Source organism: Herbidospora sp. NBRC 101105, assembly GCF_030269205.1.
Lineage (GTDB): Bacteria > Actinomycetota > Actinomycetes > Streptosporangiales > Streptosporangiaceae > Herbidospora > Herbidospora solisilvae.
Window position 1 is genome coordinate 499,551 of the sequence record NZ_BSSX01000003.1, and the last position, 16,204, is coordinate 515,754.

Here is a 16,204-nt window from a genome sequence, read left to right on the forward strand (position 1 = left end):
CGGATCCCCTGCATGGAGGCGGCCGTCGCGGTGATGGAGAGCGAAGGCGTCGACACCGTCTTCGGCATCCCGGGCGCGGCGATCCTGCCGCTCTACGCGGCCCTGCAGCACAGCTCGATCAAGCACATCACGGTCCGCCACGAAGAGGGCGGCACCCATGCCGCCGACGGCTGGGCGCGGGTCACCGGGAACGTCGGCGTCTGCATCGGCACCTCCGGTCCGGCCGGCACCAACATGATCACCGGGCTCTACACGGCGATGGCCGACTCGATCCCGATGATCTGCATCACCGGTCAGGCGCAGAAGAGCAAGCTCCACCAGGAGTCGTTCCAGGCGGTCGACATCGTCGAGATCGCCAAGCCGGTCACCAAATGGGCGGTCCAGCTCAAGGAGCCCGCGCAGGCCGCGTGGGTGTTCCGCGAGGCGTTCCGCATCGCCCGGTCGGGGCGGCCGGGGCCGGTCCTGATCGACCTGCCGATCGACGTCCAGCGCGGCACCTGCCTCTACGACCCGGAGCTCGACGCGCCGCTGCCCGTCGACGTGCCGCAGCCCTTACCGAAGGCCGTCGCGGCGGCGGTCGACATGCTGTCGGCCGCCGAGCGCCCGCTGATCCTCGCGGGCGGGGGCGTCGTCATCGCCGACGCCTCGACCGAGCTGCGCGCGCTGGCCGAACACCTCCAGGTGCCGGTGCAGGTCACCCTGATGGGCAAGGGCGCGTTCCCCGAAGACCACCCGCTGTTCGCCGGCATGGCGGGCATCCAGACCCAGACCCGGTGGGGCAACGCGGCGTTCCTCGAAAGCGACCTGGTGCTGGCGATCGGCGCCCGCTTCGGCGACCGGCACACCGGCGACCTCGACGTCTACCGCAAGGGCCGCCAGTTCATCCACGTCGACATCGAGCCGACCCAGATCGGCCGGGTCTTCGAGCCCGACCTCGGGGTTGTCGGGCACGCCCGGCCGACGCTGGCGGCGATGGCCTCCGAGGCACAGAGCCGCGGCAAGGCCCGGCGCCCGTCGGCGTGGGCCCACCGGGTCGGCGAACTGCGGCGCACACTGCCGCGCCGCGACGACTTCGACGAGGTGCCGATCAAGCCGCCGCGGGTGTTCCGCGAGCTCAACGAGTTCTACGGCCCCGACACGACCTTCGTGACCGCCATCGGGCTCTACCAGATCTGGTCGGGCCAGTTCCAGAAGACCTACCTGCCGCGCCGCTACCTCGTCTGCGGCCAGGCCGGGCCGCTGGGCTGGGAGGTGCCGGCGGCGATGGGCGTGAAATGCGCCCACCCCGACCGCGAGGTCGTCGTGGTCGTCGGCGACTACTCCTTCCAGTTCCTGATGGAAGAGGTCGCGGTCGCCGCGCAATACCAGATCCCGTTCGTCATCGTCATGATCAACAACGAATACCTGGGGCTCATCCGGCAGGCCGAGATCCCCTACGACATGAACTTCGCCGTCGACCTCCACTACGGCGAGGGCGGCATCGACCACGTGAAGGCCATGGAGGCCTTCGGCTGCCCGGCCCGCCGCGTCGAGGAGCCCGGCGACATCCGGCCCGCCCTCGAATGGGCCACCGCCGAAGCCCACCGGTCACGGCTTCCGGTGCTGGTCGAGGTCATGGTCGAACGCGAGGCCAACGCCGCGATGGGCCCCTCGCTCGACGCCATCAAGGAGTTCGAGCCGCTGCCCGTGCTGGCCGAAGACATCGACTGGTCCGACTGAGAGGGACGACAGCCATGCCGCTCATGCTCAAGCCGGGCACGGCCTGGTCCGACGCCTACGGCCGCTGTGCCGACCTGGCCCCCGAGGCGTTCAACGACGACCGGGTGCTCAACCACTGGGGAGGCATCTGGCACCGCGACGGCCGCACCACCCCCGCCGTCACCCCGGTCGACGGCACGACCATCGCCGGCCCGCCCCGCCTCGACCGCTCGGCCGCCGCGCGGGCCGTCCACGCGGCCGTCGACGAACACCGCCGCTGGCGGCACACCCCCGTGGCCGAACGCGCCGCGCGGGTGTCGGCCGCGCTCGACGCGATGGAGGCCCACCGCGACCTGTTGTCGCTGCTGCTGGTCTGGGAGATCGGCAAACCGTGGAAACTCGCGACCGCCGACGTCGACCGGTGCATCGAGGGGGTGCGCTGGTACGTCGGCGAGATCGCCCGCATGACCGACGGCCGCGTGCCCCTGGCCGGTCCGGTCTCCAACATCGCGAGCTGGAACTACCCGATGAGCGTGCTCATGCACGCCATGCTGGTGCAGGTCCTGGCCGGCAACGGCGCCATCGCCAAGACCCCCACCGACGGCGGTCTGTCGTGCCTGACCCTGGCCACCGCGCTGGCCGTGCGCGAAGGTCTCCCGCTGACCCTCGTGTCGGGGAGCGGGTCGGAGCTGTCACGGGTGCTGGTGCGCGGCCAGGAGATCGGCTGCGTGTCCTTCGTCGGCGGCCGCGACACCGGCGGCCAGGTCGCCACGTCGCTCGCCGACCTCGGGCGGCGGCACATCCTCGAACAGGAGGGCCTCAACTGCTGGGGGGTCTGGGAATACAGCGACTGGTCCACCCTGACCGGCCAGATCCGCAAGACCTACGACTACGCCAAGCAGCGGTGCACGGCCTACCCGCGGTTCGTCGTGCAGCGGTCGGCGTTCGACCACTTCCTGGCCGCCTACCTGCCCGCCGTGCAGGGGGTGCGCTTCGGCCACCCCCTCGCCGTCGAGTCGGCCGACGACCCGCTGCCGGAGCTCGACTTCGGGCCGCTGATCAACAACGCCAAGGTGAAAGACCTGGCCGACCAGGTCGACGAGGCGATCTCCAAGGGCGGCGTGCCACTGTTCCGGGGAGCGCTGGATGACGGGCGGTTCCTGCCCGGGCAGGACATCTCGGCCTACATGGCCCCGGTGGCGATCCTCGCGCCGCCCCGCTCCTCGCCCCTGTTCCACGCGGAACCCTTCGGCCCGGTCGACACGGTGGTGCTCGTCGACACCGAGGCCGAACTGCTGGCGGCGATGAACGCCAGCAACGGGGCGCTGGTGGCGACCATCTCGTGCGACGACACCCGCACCGCCGCGCGGCTCGCCTCCGAGGTGCGGGCCTTCAAGGTCGGCCACAACACGCCCCGTTCGCGGGGCGACCGGGAGGAGCTGTTCGGCGGGTTCGGCGGGTCGTGGCGGGGGGCGTTCGTGGGGGGTGAGCTGCTGGTCCGCGCGGTGACGCAGGGGCCTGCCGATGAGCGGTTACCGGGCAACTTCGGGAACCAGACGCTGCTGCCGGCGTAGGAGGCGTGGCCTGGCGGCGAGGTTCAACGGCTCGGGGCCGACACCGCCGCCAGGCCACTCGACGGGGTTGTCGATGGAGTTTCGCCCAGCGCAGGCCGCCTTGGCGGCCCGTCCCGGCCGCCTTCGCCGCCAGCAGCGCCGACAGGCCGACCCCGCCGCGGCGCCGGGTGTCGGTTCGCGCGGTTCTTCGCCGGTTCTCAGGGGCGCGACCGCTTTCCGTTACGGGGCGCCCCCCGCCGTTCGGGGGGGCGGCTGGTGGCGGGCGGCCACCGGCCGTTTCGATGTCGCGCCGTTTCGGGTCACTTCACGTTGCCAGATGGTTCTCGCATCACCTGGCCGGGGCTGCGGCCTGATTACCACGCCAGGTAGGCCGGGGGTTCTCGGCCCTCCCAGACGAGACGTTGCGGAAGATCGAGCTCGCCGGTCGCCTCCGGGTTCTCGATCAGGGGCCGTAGGTCCACGCGCACGATCTGGTAGGTGCTGTTGCCAGTGAGGTCGTCCACCTGCTGGAAGTTCTCCGTTCCGACCAACAGGGCCGTGCTGGTCGCGTCCACGGCCGTCGACAGGATGCGGCCTCGGACCGTGAAGGCGGTGGCCAGCTTTCTGGCACCCCGGTACACGCTGATCGTGTGTTGCTCCAAGGTGGACTTGGTCGTGAGGTGGCGGCCGTCGGGCAGCAGTGTCGTCACCATGCCTGGCGAGTCGGGGTCGACGTGGAATCGTCCAGGTGCGCCGGTGTTCGTGTTCAGAGTGTCTCCCCCGGGGAGGAGGAGCTCAGTGGAGGAGCTCCAGGTGAGGCCGTTCGGGGACTGGCTCGGCCATTCGCGGTCGGGGGCGACCACGCCTGTGAAGTAGTGATTCGTGTCGACCGCTCGGCCGTAGGCGACCCGGCCCCCGGGCGAGACGGCCACTGCGGTGACGACGCCTTTGAGGGGCGGGGTGATGCTCTCGCGCAGCATGGCCTTCCCGTCGGCGTTCACGGTGAGGCGGTAGAGGCGGGAGTTCCGGCCGCGGGGGCCGAGGGCGGACACGACGTAGTGGCCGGGTTCGCGGTCGCGGGTGGCGGCGGTGTACGTCGCGAACTCCAGCGACCGCGGGTGCCACACCACGTCGGTGACCTTGCCGGTCGTCAGGTCGACGACGTAGAGCTCGCTGGTGCCGTCGTTCCAGGTCTTCCACTGGCCGTAGGAGCTGAGGAGGGCGTACCGATGCGTTCCGTCGGCCGTGAGGGCGGGGCCTCGATAGATCTTGGCGACGCGGTCGTCGACGATCGGCTGTGCGGCGATGACCAGCACGGCGGCCAGCGGCAGGGCGACGATCGACCAGCCGGGCCGGACCCTCCCGGCGACCGCGCCGGCCACCAGGATCGGCATGATCGGGCTCGTCGCCCAGGCGAGGAGGACTCCCAGGCTCATCGACCGGGGGGTGATGCCGAACTGGCGCATGAGGCACTCGTCCGGCGGGACCGGGTTGAGGTCCAGGGACATCAGGACGGTGGTGGTGAGTGCCACGACGAAGGCCCAGCGGGCTGCCCTCAGATGGGTTTCGTCGGCGCCGTTCTTCCTCAGGCCCAGGGCGGGGAGCAGGAAGAGGAGTGGCAACGTCCAGGAAAGGGTGTCGCCCAGATCGTGGATGAAGTATTCGACGCGGTCGATCGTCGTCGGTTCGTCGAAGAACCCTGCGGGGCAGAGGATGGGGGCGACGCCGTATCCGGGCGCCCAGCGCACCAACTCGAACAGCACGGAGTACAGGACGGGAAGGGCCGCGGCGACGACGGCGATCCACCACCAGAACGTCGGATTGCGCCAGGGGGAGGACGTGAGGTCCCGTAAGCCGATGGGCACTCCCGTACCTTAGCGATCACCTGCCATCGCATTGATCGCGTCGCCTCTTCGGTAGCGGAGAAGGCGGGCCGACACGGACCTCTGGCCGTTCGCCGTCGTGGCAGGATCCGGCCTCTTCGCAGGTACTTCGCAGGTATGAGGTGTCTCGCCGGGCCTGGTGAGTGGTCGGCATCGTGCATTTTCGCTGCTGCGATGCCTCCACCGCACGTGAGAACCCGGCGAAGCCGCCCCGCTGGAACTCGTTCCCCGTGTAGCTCGTCGCCACGTTCAGAACCCCATCGGGTTCTCCGGGATGTCGGCCTTCGCGTAGATCTGGTGGGTCACGCCGTTCTTGAAGACCTTGAGGTCGACCAGTTCCAGCCCCAGCCGCTCCCCGTCGTCGAACAGCCGCTTCTTGCCCTCGCCCACGATGATCGGGTGGACCAGCAGCCGCAGCTCGTCGAGCAGCCCCTGCCGCAGCAGCCACATCACCAGCGTCCCGCTCCCGGTGATCGAGATGTCCTTCCCCTCGGACGCCTTCAGCTCGCGGATCTGCGCCGCCACGTCACCGGAGATGATCGACGAGTCGGCCCAGGTCGTCTCGGTCAGGGTCGTCGACACGACGTACTTGCGGACGTTGTTGATGAAGCTGGAGAACGGCACCTCCGGGCCCTGCTCGGGCCAGTAGCTCTGGAAGTCGGTGAAGGTGCGGCGGCCGAACAGGACCGTGTCGGCGTTGGCGACGGTGCTCTCGACCGCTTCGCCCATCTCGTCGTTGAAGTAGGGGAAGTGCCACTGGTCGGGGGCCTCCACGACGCCGTCGAGGGAGATGAAGAGGCCCGAGATGATCTTCCGCATGTCTGCTCCTTGAGAGGTGGTCCCCTTTCCGGGGGCCGGTGCCCTTAGCCTTTCACCGACAACTTTTCTTGTCAAGAAAAACTGAGTGTTCGGACGTGCTCCCGTGTTAGGTTCCGGCGCGGACCACCCCCACGACAGGTCACCGTCATGCGCCTCTACCTGCTCATCCGTGCCGTCGCCGGGTTCGCCATGGCGAGCGCGTTCACCCTCCAGCTCGTCTACCAGGCCCAGATCGCGGGCCTGGGGCCGCTTGAGCTCGTACTGGCCGGGACGGTTTTCGAAGTGGTGATCTTCGCGGCGCAGGTGCCGACCGGGGTGCTGGCCGACCTGCACAGCCGCAAGTGGTCGGTGATCATCGGGTACGCCCTCATCGGGTCCGGCACTCTCGTCGAGGGGCTCGTGCCGGCGTTTCCGGCCATCCTGGCCGGGTCCGCCCTCATGGGGGTCGGCTACACGTGCGTCGAAGGGGCCGAGGAGGCCTGGGTGGCGGGCGAGCTCGGCGACGGCGCCTCGCGGGCGTTCACCCGGGGGGCCCAGGTCAGCCAGGCCGCCACGATCGCGGGCATCGTCGCGTCGGTCGGCCTGGCGTCCATGGAGTTGCGGATTCCGCTGCTCGTCGGGGGAGGGCTGCTGGTCCTGCTGGCGGCGGTGCTGGTCGTCGTCATGCGGGAGTCGCCGTTCGAGAAGGTCGGCGCGCCGCGCGAGCACCTGTCGGAGTCGATCAGGGAGGTGCGGCGGCGGCCCGCCCTCTGGTTCCTGATGGCCGCCGTGGCGAGCACCGCCTTCGCCGCCGAGGGCATCGACCGGCTCACCCAGTTGCACTTCACCGAGGCGTTCGGTACGCCCCTGGTCTGGTTCGGCGTCATCTCCATCGGGGCCATGTTCGCGGCCATCGTCCTCACGCAACTGGCCGACGGCAGCGGGATGCGCGGGCTCGTCATCCTGCAGGCGGGGGCGGCCGTCTCCGCGCTCGCGCTGGCCACCTCGGAGTGGTTCTGGCTCGCGGCGGCGGCGTCCGTGCTGCTGAGTGCCGCCCGGGAGGCCGCGCGGCCCACGATGATCACCTGGGTGACCGAGCACACCGAGCCGGGGAGCCGGGCGACCGTGCTCTCGTTCCTCGGCCAGACCGACGCCGCCGGCGAACTGGCGGGTGGGCCGCCGCTCGGGCTGACGGCGGAGCGGTTCGGGATCAGGGTGGCGCTCCTTGGCGCGGCCGGGGCGCTGGCGGTCGCGGTGCCCTTTCTGAGACTGGCTCTGGCGCGGCGGGGTGTGACCAAGTAGAACTTCTTCTAAGGCTTGAGAAAAGTCTGCCAGGTCTAGGGAGCGCTCTCTGGCTGTCGGGTTGTTTGTCCATCGATAGGCAGGTCGATGAGCTCGTCTCGGGGTTCGATCGCGAGAGAGGCTTCTCGCGAGAGGGAGCCGGATCGGATGATCGAGGTCGGTGGGTTGCTCGCCGGTTACCTCGGCTACTCGCGGAGCTCGTTTCAGGAGGCGGTCGATTGGGGGTCGCACGAGGCGTTCGGCAACGGCGTCTCGTCGCACTCCAGTCGGAAGGTGGATTCGACTGCGACATCGGGGCCGAGCGAGCCGAACGTGAGGAGTCACACCATGGCCCCGTCTTCCTCGGCGGAAGCGGTGGCAACGACGTGGGCTCCCACGGCATGAGCACCGTCGTCAGCTATCCGTGATGCGGCGGCCGGTGCGGTCGGGCAAGACCGCGCCGGTCTTCACGGGAAGCGGACGTGCGGAACCCGGGAGGCGGACTGGGCATGGGCCGCCTCCCGGGCGGTGCCGGAATCCCTACAGCGCCTGTCTCCCGGGTGCGGTGTCGAACGTCTACAGGGGCTGTGTTCCCGGCGGTGCTGGTCGTCCACGAGGGCCCGGCCTCGCCAACGGTGCCCACGTTTACAGCTGCCTCCGGGGCGATGCGGTCGCTTATGGGTCCGCCTCCGGGCGGGCTGAAGGTCCAGGAGGGTCAGGCTTCGCCGGCGGTGTCGAACGTCTACAGGGCCTGTCTCCCTGGCGGCGCGGTCGTGCGCAGGGCTCGTCTCCCGGGCTGTGTTGAACGTGTCTACCAGGCGGTGCCAGTTGTCCGCAGGGCTTACCTCCCGGTGGTGCCGGATGGTCTACAGGGCCCGCCTCCACGGCGGTGCCGCACGTCCACAGCCCCGCGTGCCCCCCGCGAAAACGTCGGTGCCGCAGGAAAGGATGGCCGCAACCCGGGTGGGAGGGCATCCGGTGTTCGCCCCCGTCTCTCTCGGGCACAAATCGGATCATGGCCATGGTTGAGCCCCACGACATCCGGTCCCTGCTCGCCTCCGAGATTCCCGACGCCGCGATGGTCGTCGATGACGGGCGGGTGCGCATCGTCAGCGAAGAGCATGCCGATCACGCCGCCGTCGTGGTCACCAAGCAGACGCTCGTCGACAAGCTCGACGCCGGGGGCATGTCCCCCGACGAGCTCACCGACGACCACGTCAAGCACATGGCGAAGGCGCTCGATCAGATCGCCCATAAACCCGGCGTTTAGCCTCGCTGCCGTCATTCGGCCTTTTCGGGTGATTTACTCGCGGTTGCGACACTCCAGCCGTGAAGATCGTGCGGCTCGCCAACTTCGTCACGGCAACCTCCGGTGGGTTGCGTACCGCACTGGCCGAACTCGGGGCGGGATACGCCGCCGCGGGGCATGAGCCGTTCCTGATCGTCCCCGGGTCGAACGCGTCGGTCCGGGAGTCGGAGGCGGGGCTCGTCATCACCCTTCCCGGGCGGATCGTGCCGGGGACGGGCGGCTATCAGGTCATCACCGCGCGCGGGGCGGTGCGGCGGGTGCTCGACCAGATCAAGCCTGACCGGATCGAGGTCTCCGACCGGTCGACGCTTCGGTGGACCGGGCGGTGGGCGCGGGAGCGCGGCGTCGGGTCGGTCATGGTGTCGCACGAGAGCCTGGCGGCGCTGCTGCCGCCGCTCGCCGATCCGCTGAACAGGGCGACCGCGCGGGCGTACGACACCGTCGTCTGCACGACCAATTGGGCGGCGGCGGAGTTCCGCCGGATCGGCGCGCCGAACGTCACTCATGTTCCCCTCGGGGTGGACCTCGACCGGTTCACCCCCGGCAACTTCGATCAGGCGGTCCGTGACCGGCTGGCACGCCCGGACGAAGTGCTGCTGGTGCTCTGTTCCCGGTTGTCGATCGAGAAGAGACCCCACCGGGCCGTCGACGCGCTCGCGGAGCTGCGGCGGCGCGGGGTGAACGCGGTGCTCGCGGTGGCGGGCGAGGGGCCGCTGCGGGCCCGGCTGGAACGCCGGGCCGAAGGGCTGCCGGTCAGGTTCCTCGGGCATCTCACCGACCGGGCCGGTCTCGCCGCCCTGCTGGCGACCGCCGACATCGCCGTCGCCCCGGGGCCGGCCGAGACGTTCGGGTTGGCCGCGCTGGAGGCGCTGGCCTCCGGGACTCCGGTGGTGGCCGATCGGCGCAGCGCCCTCGGGGAGGTCATCGGCCGTGCGGGGAGATGCGTCTTCGGTCATCCCGGGGCGTACGCCGACGCCGTGCAGGATCTGCTCGGCCACGACGACCGCCGGGAGCTGGCGCGGCGACGCGCCGAACGCTTCAGCTGGGCCGCTTCGGTGGCCGGATTCCTGAAGGTGCACTCGACATGAGGGTCGTCGTCATCTCCGAATCGTTCCTGCCCCAGGTCAACGGGGTGACGAACTCCGTCTGCCGCCTGCTCGACCACCTCGCAGCCAACGGTCACGAGGCGCTCGTCATGGCTCCCGACCCTGGACCGGCCAGCTATGCGGGCTTTCCCGTCGTGGCCACGCCGGCCCTCGCCCTGCCCTTCTACCGTGATTTCCGCGCCGGGCTGCCGAGCCGGCTGGTGCTGCGCACGTTGCAGCGGTTCCGGCCGGACATCATCCATCTCGCCTCCCCGGCGGTGCTCGGCGCGTCGGGGATCCGGGCCGCGGCCCGTCTCGGCATTCCCGCCGTCGCGGTGTTCCAGACCGATCTGGTGGGCTTCGCCCGTCAGTACGGGCTGCGCGTCGCCGGGCCGTTCATCTGGCGGCGCCTGCGCGCCATCCACGGGGCGGCGGCCCGCACGCTCGCCCCGTCGAGCGCGACGCTGAACGAGTTGCGCGCCAACGGCATCCCGCGCCTGGCCCGCTGGGGGCGCGGCGTCGACCTGACCGGGTTCCACCCCGGGCGGCGTTCCGACCCGCTGCGCCGCGAGCTGGCGCCCGGCGGTGAGGTCGTCGTCGGGTACGTCGGCCGGGTCGCCGCCGACAAGCGGGTGCACCTGCTGGCCGGGGTGGCCGACATCCCGGGCGTGAAACTCGTGGTCGTCGGGGACGGGCCGGCCAGGGAGGCGCTCGGGAAGCTCATCCCGCATGCCGTCTTCACCGGGCTCAAGACCGGGCCGGACCTGCACGAACTGGTGGCCTCGTTCGACGTGTTCGTGCACCCGGGCGGCAACGAGACCTTCTCCCAGGCGGTCCAGGAGGCGCTCGCCTCCGGGGTGCCGGTTGTGGCGGCGGCCGCGGGCGGACCGCTCGACCTGGTCCGCGACGGCCGTACCGGACTGCTCTACAAGGCCGACGAGCCCGCCGCGATGCGCGGCGCGGTCGAACGGCTGGTCGCCGATGCCGAATCGCGGCGGCGGATGGGGGAGGCGGCGCGGGCGTCGGTCGAAGACCGGACCTGGAACGCCGTCTGCGCGGAACTTCTCACGCACTACCGGGAGGTGCTGCTCGAATCGGGCAGGCGTGACGACCTAGTGTTGACGGATGGCCAAGGGTGAGGAACGTGACGGCGTCGAGCTGAGCAATCTCGACGCCGAGCTCTTCGACGGCGCGAACGCGACCAAGCGCGACCTGATCGACTACCTCGACGCCGTCTCGGCGCGCATGTTGCCGGGCCTGCGCGACCGGCCGCTGTCGGTCATGCGGGTCAGGCCCGGCCAGCCGCCCTTCATGCAGAAGAACCTGCCCAAGTACGCCCCCGCGTGGATCCGCACCGAGGAGATCTGGGCCGAGGCGTCCAAGCGCGAGGTGCGCTACCCCGTCTGCGACGACCGGCGCACCCTGCTCTGGTTCGGCAACCAGCGTGCCGTCGAGTACCACGCGCAGCTCTACCGGTCGTCGGGTGAGCCGCACCAGACCCACCTGGTCCTCGACCTCGACCCGCCCGAGGGGGCGGGCTTCGACGTGGTGGTGAAGGCGGCCTCGCTGGTACGTCAGGCGCTCGCCGACGACGGGCTCGAAGCGGCGGTGAAGACGAGCGGCTCGAAGGGCGTGCACATCCTGGTGCCGCTGGCCGGGGCACCCTCGTTCGAGGACGTCGCCGCCGCCACCCGCGCCCTGGCGGTCCGGGCGGAGAAGCTGGGGCCCGAGATCGCGACGACCGCGTTCATCCGCGAAGACCGGGAGGGCAAGGTCTTCCTCGACTCGACCCGCGCCGGAGGCGCGACCATCGTCGCGGCCTACTCGCCCCGGATCCGGCCCGGGGCCCCGGTCTCCCACCCGGTCGCCTGGGACGACCTGGAGTCGGTCACCCCCGCCGACTTCACCATCAAGACCCCCCTTCCCGACGAGGACCTGTGGGCGACCCTGATGCCCGAGCCCCAGACCCTGCCCGCCGACCTGATCGAGCACGGCCACACGATCCCGGTGGCCCGGGTGCAGGCCATGCACGAGGGCAAACGCCGGGCCAAGGCCCGCCGGGAGGGGTAGCCGCCCGCGCCGCTTCTCTCGGCGGAGATCCGCAGCTCCCGCCGGACCCCTCAGCCGTCCACAAAAGCTCTAGTCGGCCAGCCAGTGGCCGTGGAAGCCGCGCGGCACCCGGCGGGGCAGGTGGACGGAGGCGACGTGGCCGAGGTCGTGGGCGTCGAGCACGAGCAGGTCGGAGCCGCCGTCGGTGTCGACGATGGAGACGAGCCAGCCGTCGTCCTCCGCTTCCCCCCGCGGCACGAAGACCGCCTCGCCCGGGCCGTCGGCCGCGCGGACGTCCACGGCTCCGGAGGTCAGGTCGTACTTGACGATCTCGCCGCCGGTCACCGCGTAGACGTAGCGGCTCGTGCGGCCCGTGTGGGCGTCGTTGATCGTCGGGAATTCGACGCGCCGGTCGTCGAGCTCCTCCTCCTTCGCGGTGGTGCCGGAGATCGTCCAGCGGTGCAGGCGTGAGCCGACCGTCTCGTGGGCGGGGTTGGCGGTGCCGCTGATGTGGCCCCACATGCCGGTGAAGGTCCCCGGCGAGTAGCGGACCGCGTCGATGACGATGTCGCCGGCGGCGTCCTCCCGGGCGTTGCCGACGTGGAAGACGTAGCAGGGGTCGACGTCGACCCAGGTCACCGGGCCGCCCGACTTGGGCATGTGGCCGATGCGGGCGCCGTAGCCGTCGTCCCAGCGGTAGGGCAGGCCCTGGCCCTTGAACGCCAGGTCGAGGTCGAACACGACCGGGAGATCGAGCCAGACCACGTGGTTCTCGGTGATCGCGAAGTCGTGCATCATGGTCGGCCCGGGGACGGGGATCTCCCGGCTCTCGACCAGGACGCCGTCCTTCGACAGGCGGTGGTAGGTCAGGAAGGGCGCGAAGAAGCCGTAGCCGAAGAAGAACAGGTCGCCGGTGACCGGGTCCTCCTTCGGATGGGCCGTCATCGCCGTGGTCAGTCGGCCGCCGAAGTCGACCGGGCCGAGGGTGTCGAGTTCGGGGCTCATCTCGTAGGGGAGCCCGGCCTCCACGAGCGCGAAGATCCGGTCGGCGTGCCGGATGACGTTGGTGTTGGCCGGGACGGCGGCCAGGTCGAGCGTGCCCTGGTCGTCCACGAGCCGGGCGCCCTCGGTGAGGCGGGTGGTCTTGACCCAGCGGTTGCGGTACCACTCGGCCCGGCCGTTCCTGAGCCGGACGCCGTGGATCATGCCGTCGCCGGCGAACCAGTGGCCGGGGTCCTGGCCGGGCAGCGGGTTGGGGCCGTTGCGGAAGTAACGTCCGGTCAGCTCGGGCGGCAGGGCGCCGGTGACGGGGAGGTCGAACGCCTCGATCTCGTCGGGCACCGGTGCGAGATGCCCTTCCAGGTACGTCTTGCCCATGTCGCGCTCCTCTGACGTTCCACTAGTGACATGTCGAAAGTAGACGTTCCATTAGTGACATGTCAACACATACCGGTAGAGTGCCGGACATGAGCCTGCGCCACGCCCTGCTCGGTTTGTTGTCCGAAGGTCCCGCCAGCGGATATGACCTGCTGAAACTCTTCGAGAACTCACTGGCGAACGTGTGGCCCGCCACCCAGAGCCAGCTCTACGGCGAACTCGGCCGCCTCGCCGACGCCGGGCTGATCACGGTGCGGTCGGAGGGCGCTCGTGGGCGCAAGGAGTACGCCGTCACCGAGGCCGGCCGCGAGGAACTGCGCCACTGGCTGCTCGACGTGAAACCCGCGCCGATCCGGCGCTACGAGATGCTGCTGCGGGTCTTCTTCTTCGGTCAGATCTCCACCGACGACGCCATCGCCTACCTGCGCGAACAGCAGCAGGCGGCCGAGGCCGCGGCCGAGCACCTGGCCGAGATCGGCAAGTTGATCGCGCACCACCAGGACAACTTCACCGTCTACGGACGGCTGGCCCTCGAATGGGGCGTGCGCTCCAACCGTCTCCACCAGGAATGGGCCGAGTGGGCCATCGGGGAGGTCAAGGCCCACGATCCCACGGCGAACACCGAGCCGTGCGACCCGAGCTGATCAGCCCAAAATCCTGCGCAGGCGTTCCCTGGCCGGGCCGCGCAGCCGTGACAACCAGCGGGTGAGCACCGTCTCCCCGAAGCCCTGCACCAGCACCTTCTCCTCGTGGGGCGTCAGGGCGCCCTCCAGGCGTTCCGCCACCGCCGGGAGCAGGTCGTCGGCGAACGGGGCCGCCCTGCGGAGCACCAGGTCGCGGCTGACGTTCTGCTCGACCCAGTCGGGCGGGGCGTTCACGTAGCCGCCCAGCGGGCCGGCGATCATCCGCCGCAGCGCCGGCACGCAGCGCGGGTCGCCCTGCTTCACCAGCACGCACATCGCGATCTCGCCCAGGTCGGGATCGTCGGCGAGCTCGGCCACCCGGTCGAGGTAGCCCGGTTCGTCGATCCAGGCCACGATGTTCCGCAGCGCCGCCTGCCGCACGCTGAAGTCGGGATGGTCGGTCAGCGCCAGCACCAGCGGCCCGAGCGGGCGGCCGTGGTCGCTCTGCGCGGCCAGGCCGGCCGCCTCCCAGCAGCAGGCCGCCAGCGGGCGTTTGCGGCTGAGCAGGATGGTCAGCAGGTGGCCCAGCGCCTCGGGGCGGCAGCGCAGCCGCTCGCAGACCACCCCGGTCACCGTGTCCCATTCGGGGTCCATCCACGGCAGCCGCTCGGCGCAGTTCGCCACGCCGTTCTCGGCGCACAGGGCCAGTTCGGCGACCGAGGCGTCGTCGGTCTCGCCCGCGCGGATCAGCAGCCCGAACGCCGCGCCGAAGCGCAGTTCCGGATGCTCCGAGCGCAGGTGCGCGCGTACGAACGGCACCTGGGCGGGGTGCCGCGACAGCGCGACCAGGGTCGCCATCCCGGCGGCCATGTCGGGCTCGACCTCCATGTGGCCGCGCAGCACCGGGCCGAGGGCGGGGTCGGAGACGTACGAGAGCACGAAGGCCACCACCCGCCGCAGTCCGGGCGACGGGTGGTCGAGCAGGTCGAGCAGCCGTGGCACGTCGCACGTCACGGCGGCCAGCCGCGCCGACCAGGGCCCGGAGGGCGAGGCGTCGACCTCGTCGGCGAGCCAGCGCAGGCCGGCCGCGCTCGCGGTGCCAGGTTCGTCGCCCGAGGTGCCGAAGTCACGGACGACGTCGTCGGCGGCGAACACGCTATGTCGCGGCGAAGTAGGCGGCCATGACCCGCGAGTGCAGGGGGAACGCCAGCTCTTGCGGCTCCTTCACGACCAGCCACTCGGAGGTCTCCGGAGTGGGGGCGAACACCGGGAGGTCCGTGCTCGACAGGGCGGGGCCCCGGCCGAAGACGAGGACCGTGCCGTCGGGGGCGCTGAGCACGTCGAACAGCGTCACGTCGGCGGCGGAGACCGTGATGCCGGTCTCCTCGAACAGCTCACGCGCGGCGGCCTGCTGCCACGACTCGCCGATGTCGATGAAGCCGCCCGGCAGGGCGAGCTGCCCGAGCCGGGGTTCGATCGCCCGACGGATGACGAGCAGGCCCTCGTCGACCGGCAGCACCATGACGGCCACCGGCAGCGGGTTCTGGTAGGAGGTGTTGCCGCAGGCCGCGCAGAGGCGGGGCCAGGGCTGGTCGAGCGCGTAGGAGGCGCCGCAGAAGGTGCAGTGTGAGTTCCGGATCGCCACGTGCTGAGCGTATCCGGAAAAGGTGCAGGATAGCCGGGTGAACGCAGGCACCGTCGGTCAGGCCATCGGCCTTTTCGCCATCACCAATGTGGACGATCTGGTGCTGATCGCCCTCTTCTTCACTCAGACCACGGCACTGCGCATCGTTCTGGGGCAATATCTCGGATTCGCGGCGATCCTCGCCGTCTCGGTGGTGGTCTCGCTCGGCGCGGCGGCGCTGCCCGGCGACGTCGTCCGGTGGCTCGGGCTGATCCCGCTCGTGCTGGGCCTCAAGGCGCTGTGGGGGCTCAGGAACGACGACGACTCCCCGGAGAAGGCCCCGACGGGCATCCTCGCCATCGCCGGCATCACCTTCGCCAACGGCGGCGACAACATCGGCGTGTACGTCCCCGTCTTCGCCACCCAGGGCGTCGTCGTCTACGTGGTCGTCTTCCTGGTCATGGTGGCCGTGCTCTGCCTGGCCGGCCGGTTCCTGGCCACCCGGCCCGTCGTCGCGAGGGCCCTGGCGAGATGGGGGCACGTCCTCTTCCCGGTCGTCCTCATCGGCATCGGGGTCTTCATCCTCGTGGCGCATACATGATGACGAGGACCCCCAGCAGGCAGACGCCCGCGCCGATCAGGTCCCACCGGTCGGGCCGGAAGCCGTCGAAGACGACGCCCCACAGCAGCGACCCGGCCACGAACACCCCGCCGTACGCGGCCAGCACCCGCCCGAACTCGGCCGAGGGCTGGAGCGTCGCGACGAACCCGTAGATCCCGAGCGCGATCACTCCGGCCCCGGCCCAGACGAGCCCGCGGTCTTCGCGGACCCCCTGCCAGACCAGCCACGCGCCGCCGATCTCGGCCACGGCGGCGAGGGCGAACAGCACCAGGGAACGGACGATCGTCACCCCGGCGACTGTA

Annotated in this window: 15 protein-coding genes; 9 read left to right on the top strand and 6 right to left on the bottom strand. The window is 70.7% G+C overall.

The window, feature by feature from the left end; all coding sequences use genetic code 11:
* Window positions 1-12: 12 nt before the first annotated feature.
* A complete protein-coding gene (gene gcl, locus QSK34_RS16215) occupies window positions 13-1,719 on the top strand; it encodes a glyoxylate carboligase (protein ID WP_502875524.1) in 1,707 nt (568 codons plus the stop codon).
* 14 nt (window positions 1,720-1,733) lie between these two features.
* Entirely contained in the window at window positions 1,734-3,272 is a 1,539-nt protein-coding gene (locus tag QSK34_RS16220; protein WP_285584940.1) for an aldehyde dehydrogenase family protein, read from the top strand.
* Between the two features lie 353 nt (window positions 3,273-3,625).
* Here the strand turns inward: QSK34_RS16220 and QSK34_RS16225 are convergent, their stop codons facing one another.
* Both QSK34_RS16225 and QSK34_RS16230 read right to left on the bottom strand, forming a co-directional pair.
* Entirely contained in the window at window positions 3,626-5,116 is a 1,491-nt protein-coding gene (locus QSK34_RS16225) for a hypothetical protein (RefSeq protein ID WP_285584941.1), read from the bottom strand.
* Between the two features lie 267 nt (window positions 5,117-5,383).
* The gene (locus QSK34_RS16230) at window positions 5,384-5,953 is read right to left on the bottom strand and encodes a dihydrofolate reductase family protein (RefSeq protein ID WP_161480999.1); all 570 of its coding nucleotides are present in this window, start codon (window positions 5,951-5,953) and stop codon (window positions 5,384-5,386) included.
* Window positions 5,954-6,100: 147 nt separating this feature from the next.
* Between QSK34_RS16230 and QSK34_RS16235 the strand changes: the two genes are divergently transcribed.
* The 5 genes from QSK34_RS16235 (at window position 6,101) to QSK34_RS16255 (ending at window position 11,677) form a co-directional block, all read left to right on the top strand.
* Window positions 6,101-7,234: an MFS transporter gene (locus QSK34_RS16235; protein ID WP_285584947.1), complete on the top strand. Its 1,134-nt coding sequence runs from the start codon at window positions 6,101-6,103 to the stop codon at window positions 7,232-7,234.
* Window positions 7,235-8,228: 994 nt separating this feature from the next.
* Window positions 8,229-8,483 (top strand): hypothetical protein, encoded by a 255-nt coding sequence (locus QSK34_RS16240; protein ID WP_285584952.1) that lies wholly within the window; start codon window positions 8,229-8,231, stop codon window positions 8,481-8,483.
* 59 nt (window positions 8,484-8,542) lie between these two features.
* Window positions 8,543-9,610, top strand: coding sequence for a glycosyltransferase (locus tag QSK34_RS16245; protein WP_285584953.1), 1,068 nt, complete (start codon window positions 8,543-8,545; stop codon window positions 9,608-9,610).
* On the top strand, window positions 9,607-10,746 hold the full coding sequence (locus QSK34_RS16250; RefSeq protein WP_285584955.1) for a glycosyltransferase family 4 protein: 1,140 nt from the start codon (window positions 9,607-9,609) through the stop codon (window positions 10,744-10,746). Before QSK34_RS16245 ends, QSK34_RS16250 begins: the two co-directional genes overlap by 4 nt.
* Window positions 10,733-11,677 carry a DNA polymerase domain-containing protein gene (locus QSK34_RS16255; RefSeq protein ID WP_285584957.1) on the top strand — a complete coding sequence of 315 codons (945 nt, stop codon included), beginning with the start codon at window positions 10,733-10,735 and terminating at the stop codon, window positions 11,675-11,677. The genes QSK34_RS16250 and QSK34_RS16255 overlap by 14 nt, the downstream gene beginning before the upstream one ends.
* Before the next feature lie 69 nt (window positions 11,678-11,746).
* Here the strand turns inward: QSK34_RS16255 and QSK34_RS16260 are convergent, their stop codons facing one another.
* Window positions 11,747-13,033 (bottom strand): carotenoid oxygenase family protein, encoded by a 1,287-nt coding sequence (locus QSK34_RS16260; protein ID WP_285584959.1) that lies wholly within the window; start codon window positions 13,031-13,033, stop codon window positions 11,747-11,749.
* Between the two features lie 89 nt (window positions 13,034-13,122).
* On the opposite strand from QSK34_RS16260, the gene QSK34_RS16265 reads away from it, so the two are divergent.
* Window positions 13,123-13,677, top strand: coding sequence for a PadR family transcriptional regulator (locus QSK34_RS16265; RefSeq protein WP_285584961.1), 555 nt, complete (start codon window positions 13,123-13,125; stop codon window positions 13,675-13,677).
* Here the strand turns inward: QSK34_RS16265 and QSK34_RS16270 are convergent, their stop codons facing one another.
* The gene (locus QSK34_RS16270; RefSeq protein ID WP_285584963.1) at window positions 13,678-14,811 is read right to left on the bottom strand and encodes a hypothetical protein; all 1,134 of its coding nucleotides are present in this window, start codon (window positions 14,809-14,811) and stop codon (window positions 13,678-13,680) included.
* Between the two features lies 1 nt (window position 14,812).
* Window positions 14,813-15,301, bottom strand: a complete 489-nt coding sequence (locus QSK34_RS16275) for an NUDIX domain-containing protein (protein WP_285584965.1) — start codon at window positions 15,299-15,301, stop codon at window positions 14,813-14,815.
* Between the two features lie 37 nt (window positions 15,302-15,338).
* On the opposite strand from QSK34_RS16275, the gene QSK34_RS16280 reads away from it, so the two are divergent.
* Window positions 15,339-15,881, top strand: a complete 543-nt coding sequence (locus QSK34_RS16280; RefSeq protein WP_285584967.1) for a cadmium resistance transporter — start codon at window positions 15,339-15,341, stop codon at window positions 15,879-15,881.
* Here the strand turns inward: QSK34_RS16280 and QSK34_RS16285 are convergent.
* Window positions 15,859-16,191 carry a YnfA family protein gene (locus QSK34_RS16285; protein ID WP_285584969.1) on the bottom strand — a complete coding sequence of 111 codons (333 nt, stop codon included), beginning with the start codon at window positions 16,189-16,191 and terminating at the stop codon, window positions 15,859-15,861. The two genes, QSK34_RS16280 and QSK34_RS16285, sit on opposite strands and share 23 nt — an antisense overlap.
* Window positions 16,192-16,204: the final 13 nt, after the last annotated feature.

Bases quoted from the DNA above. Each gene is read 5' to 3' on its own strand.
- gcl (WP_502875524.1), top strand. From the start codon at position 13: ATGGAGGCGGCCGTCGCGGTGATGGAGAGCGAAGGCGTCGACACCGTC.
- QSK34_RS16220 (WP_285584940.1), top strand. From the start codon at position 1,734: ATGCCGCTCATGCTCAAGCCGGGCACGGCCTGGTCCGACGCCTACGGC.
- QSK34_RS16230 (WP_161480999.1), bottom strand. From the start codon at position 5,953: ATGCGGAAGATCATCTCGGGCCTCTTCATCTCCCTCGACGGCGTCGTG.
- QSK34_RS16235 (WP_285584947.1), top strand. From the start codon at position 6,101: ATGCGCCTCTACCTGCTCATCCGTGCCGTCGCCGGGTTCGCCATGGCG.
- QSK34_RS16240 (WP_285584952.1), top strand. From the start codon at position 8,229: ATGGCCATGGTTGAGCCCCACGACATCCGGTCCCTGCTCGCCTCCGAG.
- QSK34_RS16250 (WP_285584955.1), top strand. From the start codon at position 9,607: ATGAGGGTCGTCGTCATCTCCGAATCGTTCCTGCCCCAGGTCAACGGG.
- QSK34_RS16255 (WP_285584957.1), top strand. From the start codon at position 10,733: ATGGCCAAGGGTGAGGAACGTGACGGCGTCGAGCTGAGCAATCTCGAC.
- QSK34_RS16260 (WP_285584959.1), bottom strand. From the start codon at position 13,033: ATGGGCAAGACGTACCTGGAAGGGCATCTCGCACCGGTGCCCGACGAG.
- QSK34_RS16265 (WP_285584961.1), top strand. From the start codon at position 13,123: ATGAGCCTGCGCCACGCCCTGCTCGGTTTGTTGTCCGAAGGTCCCGCC.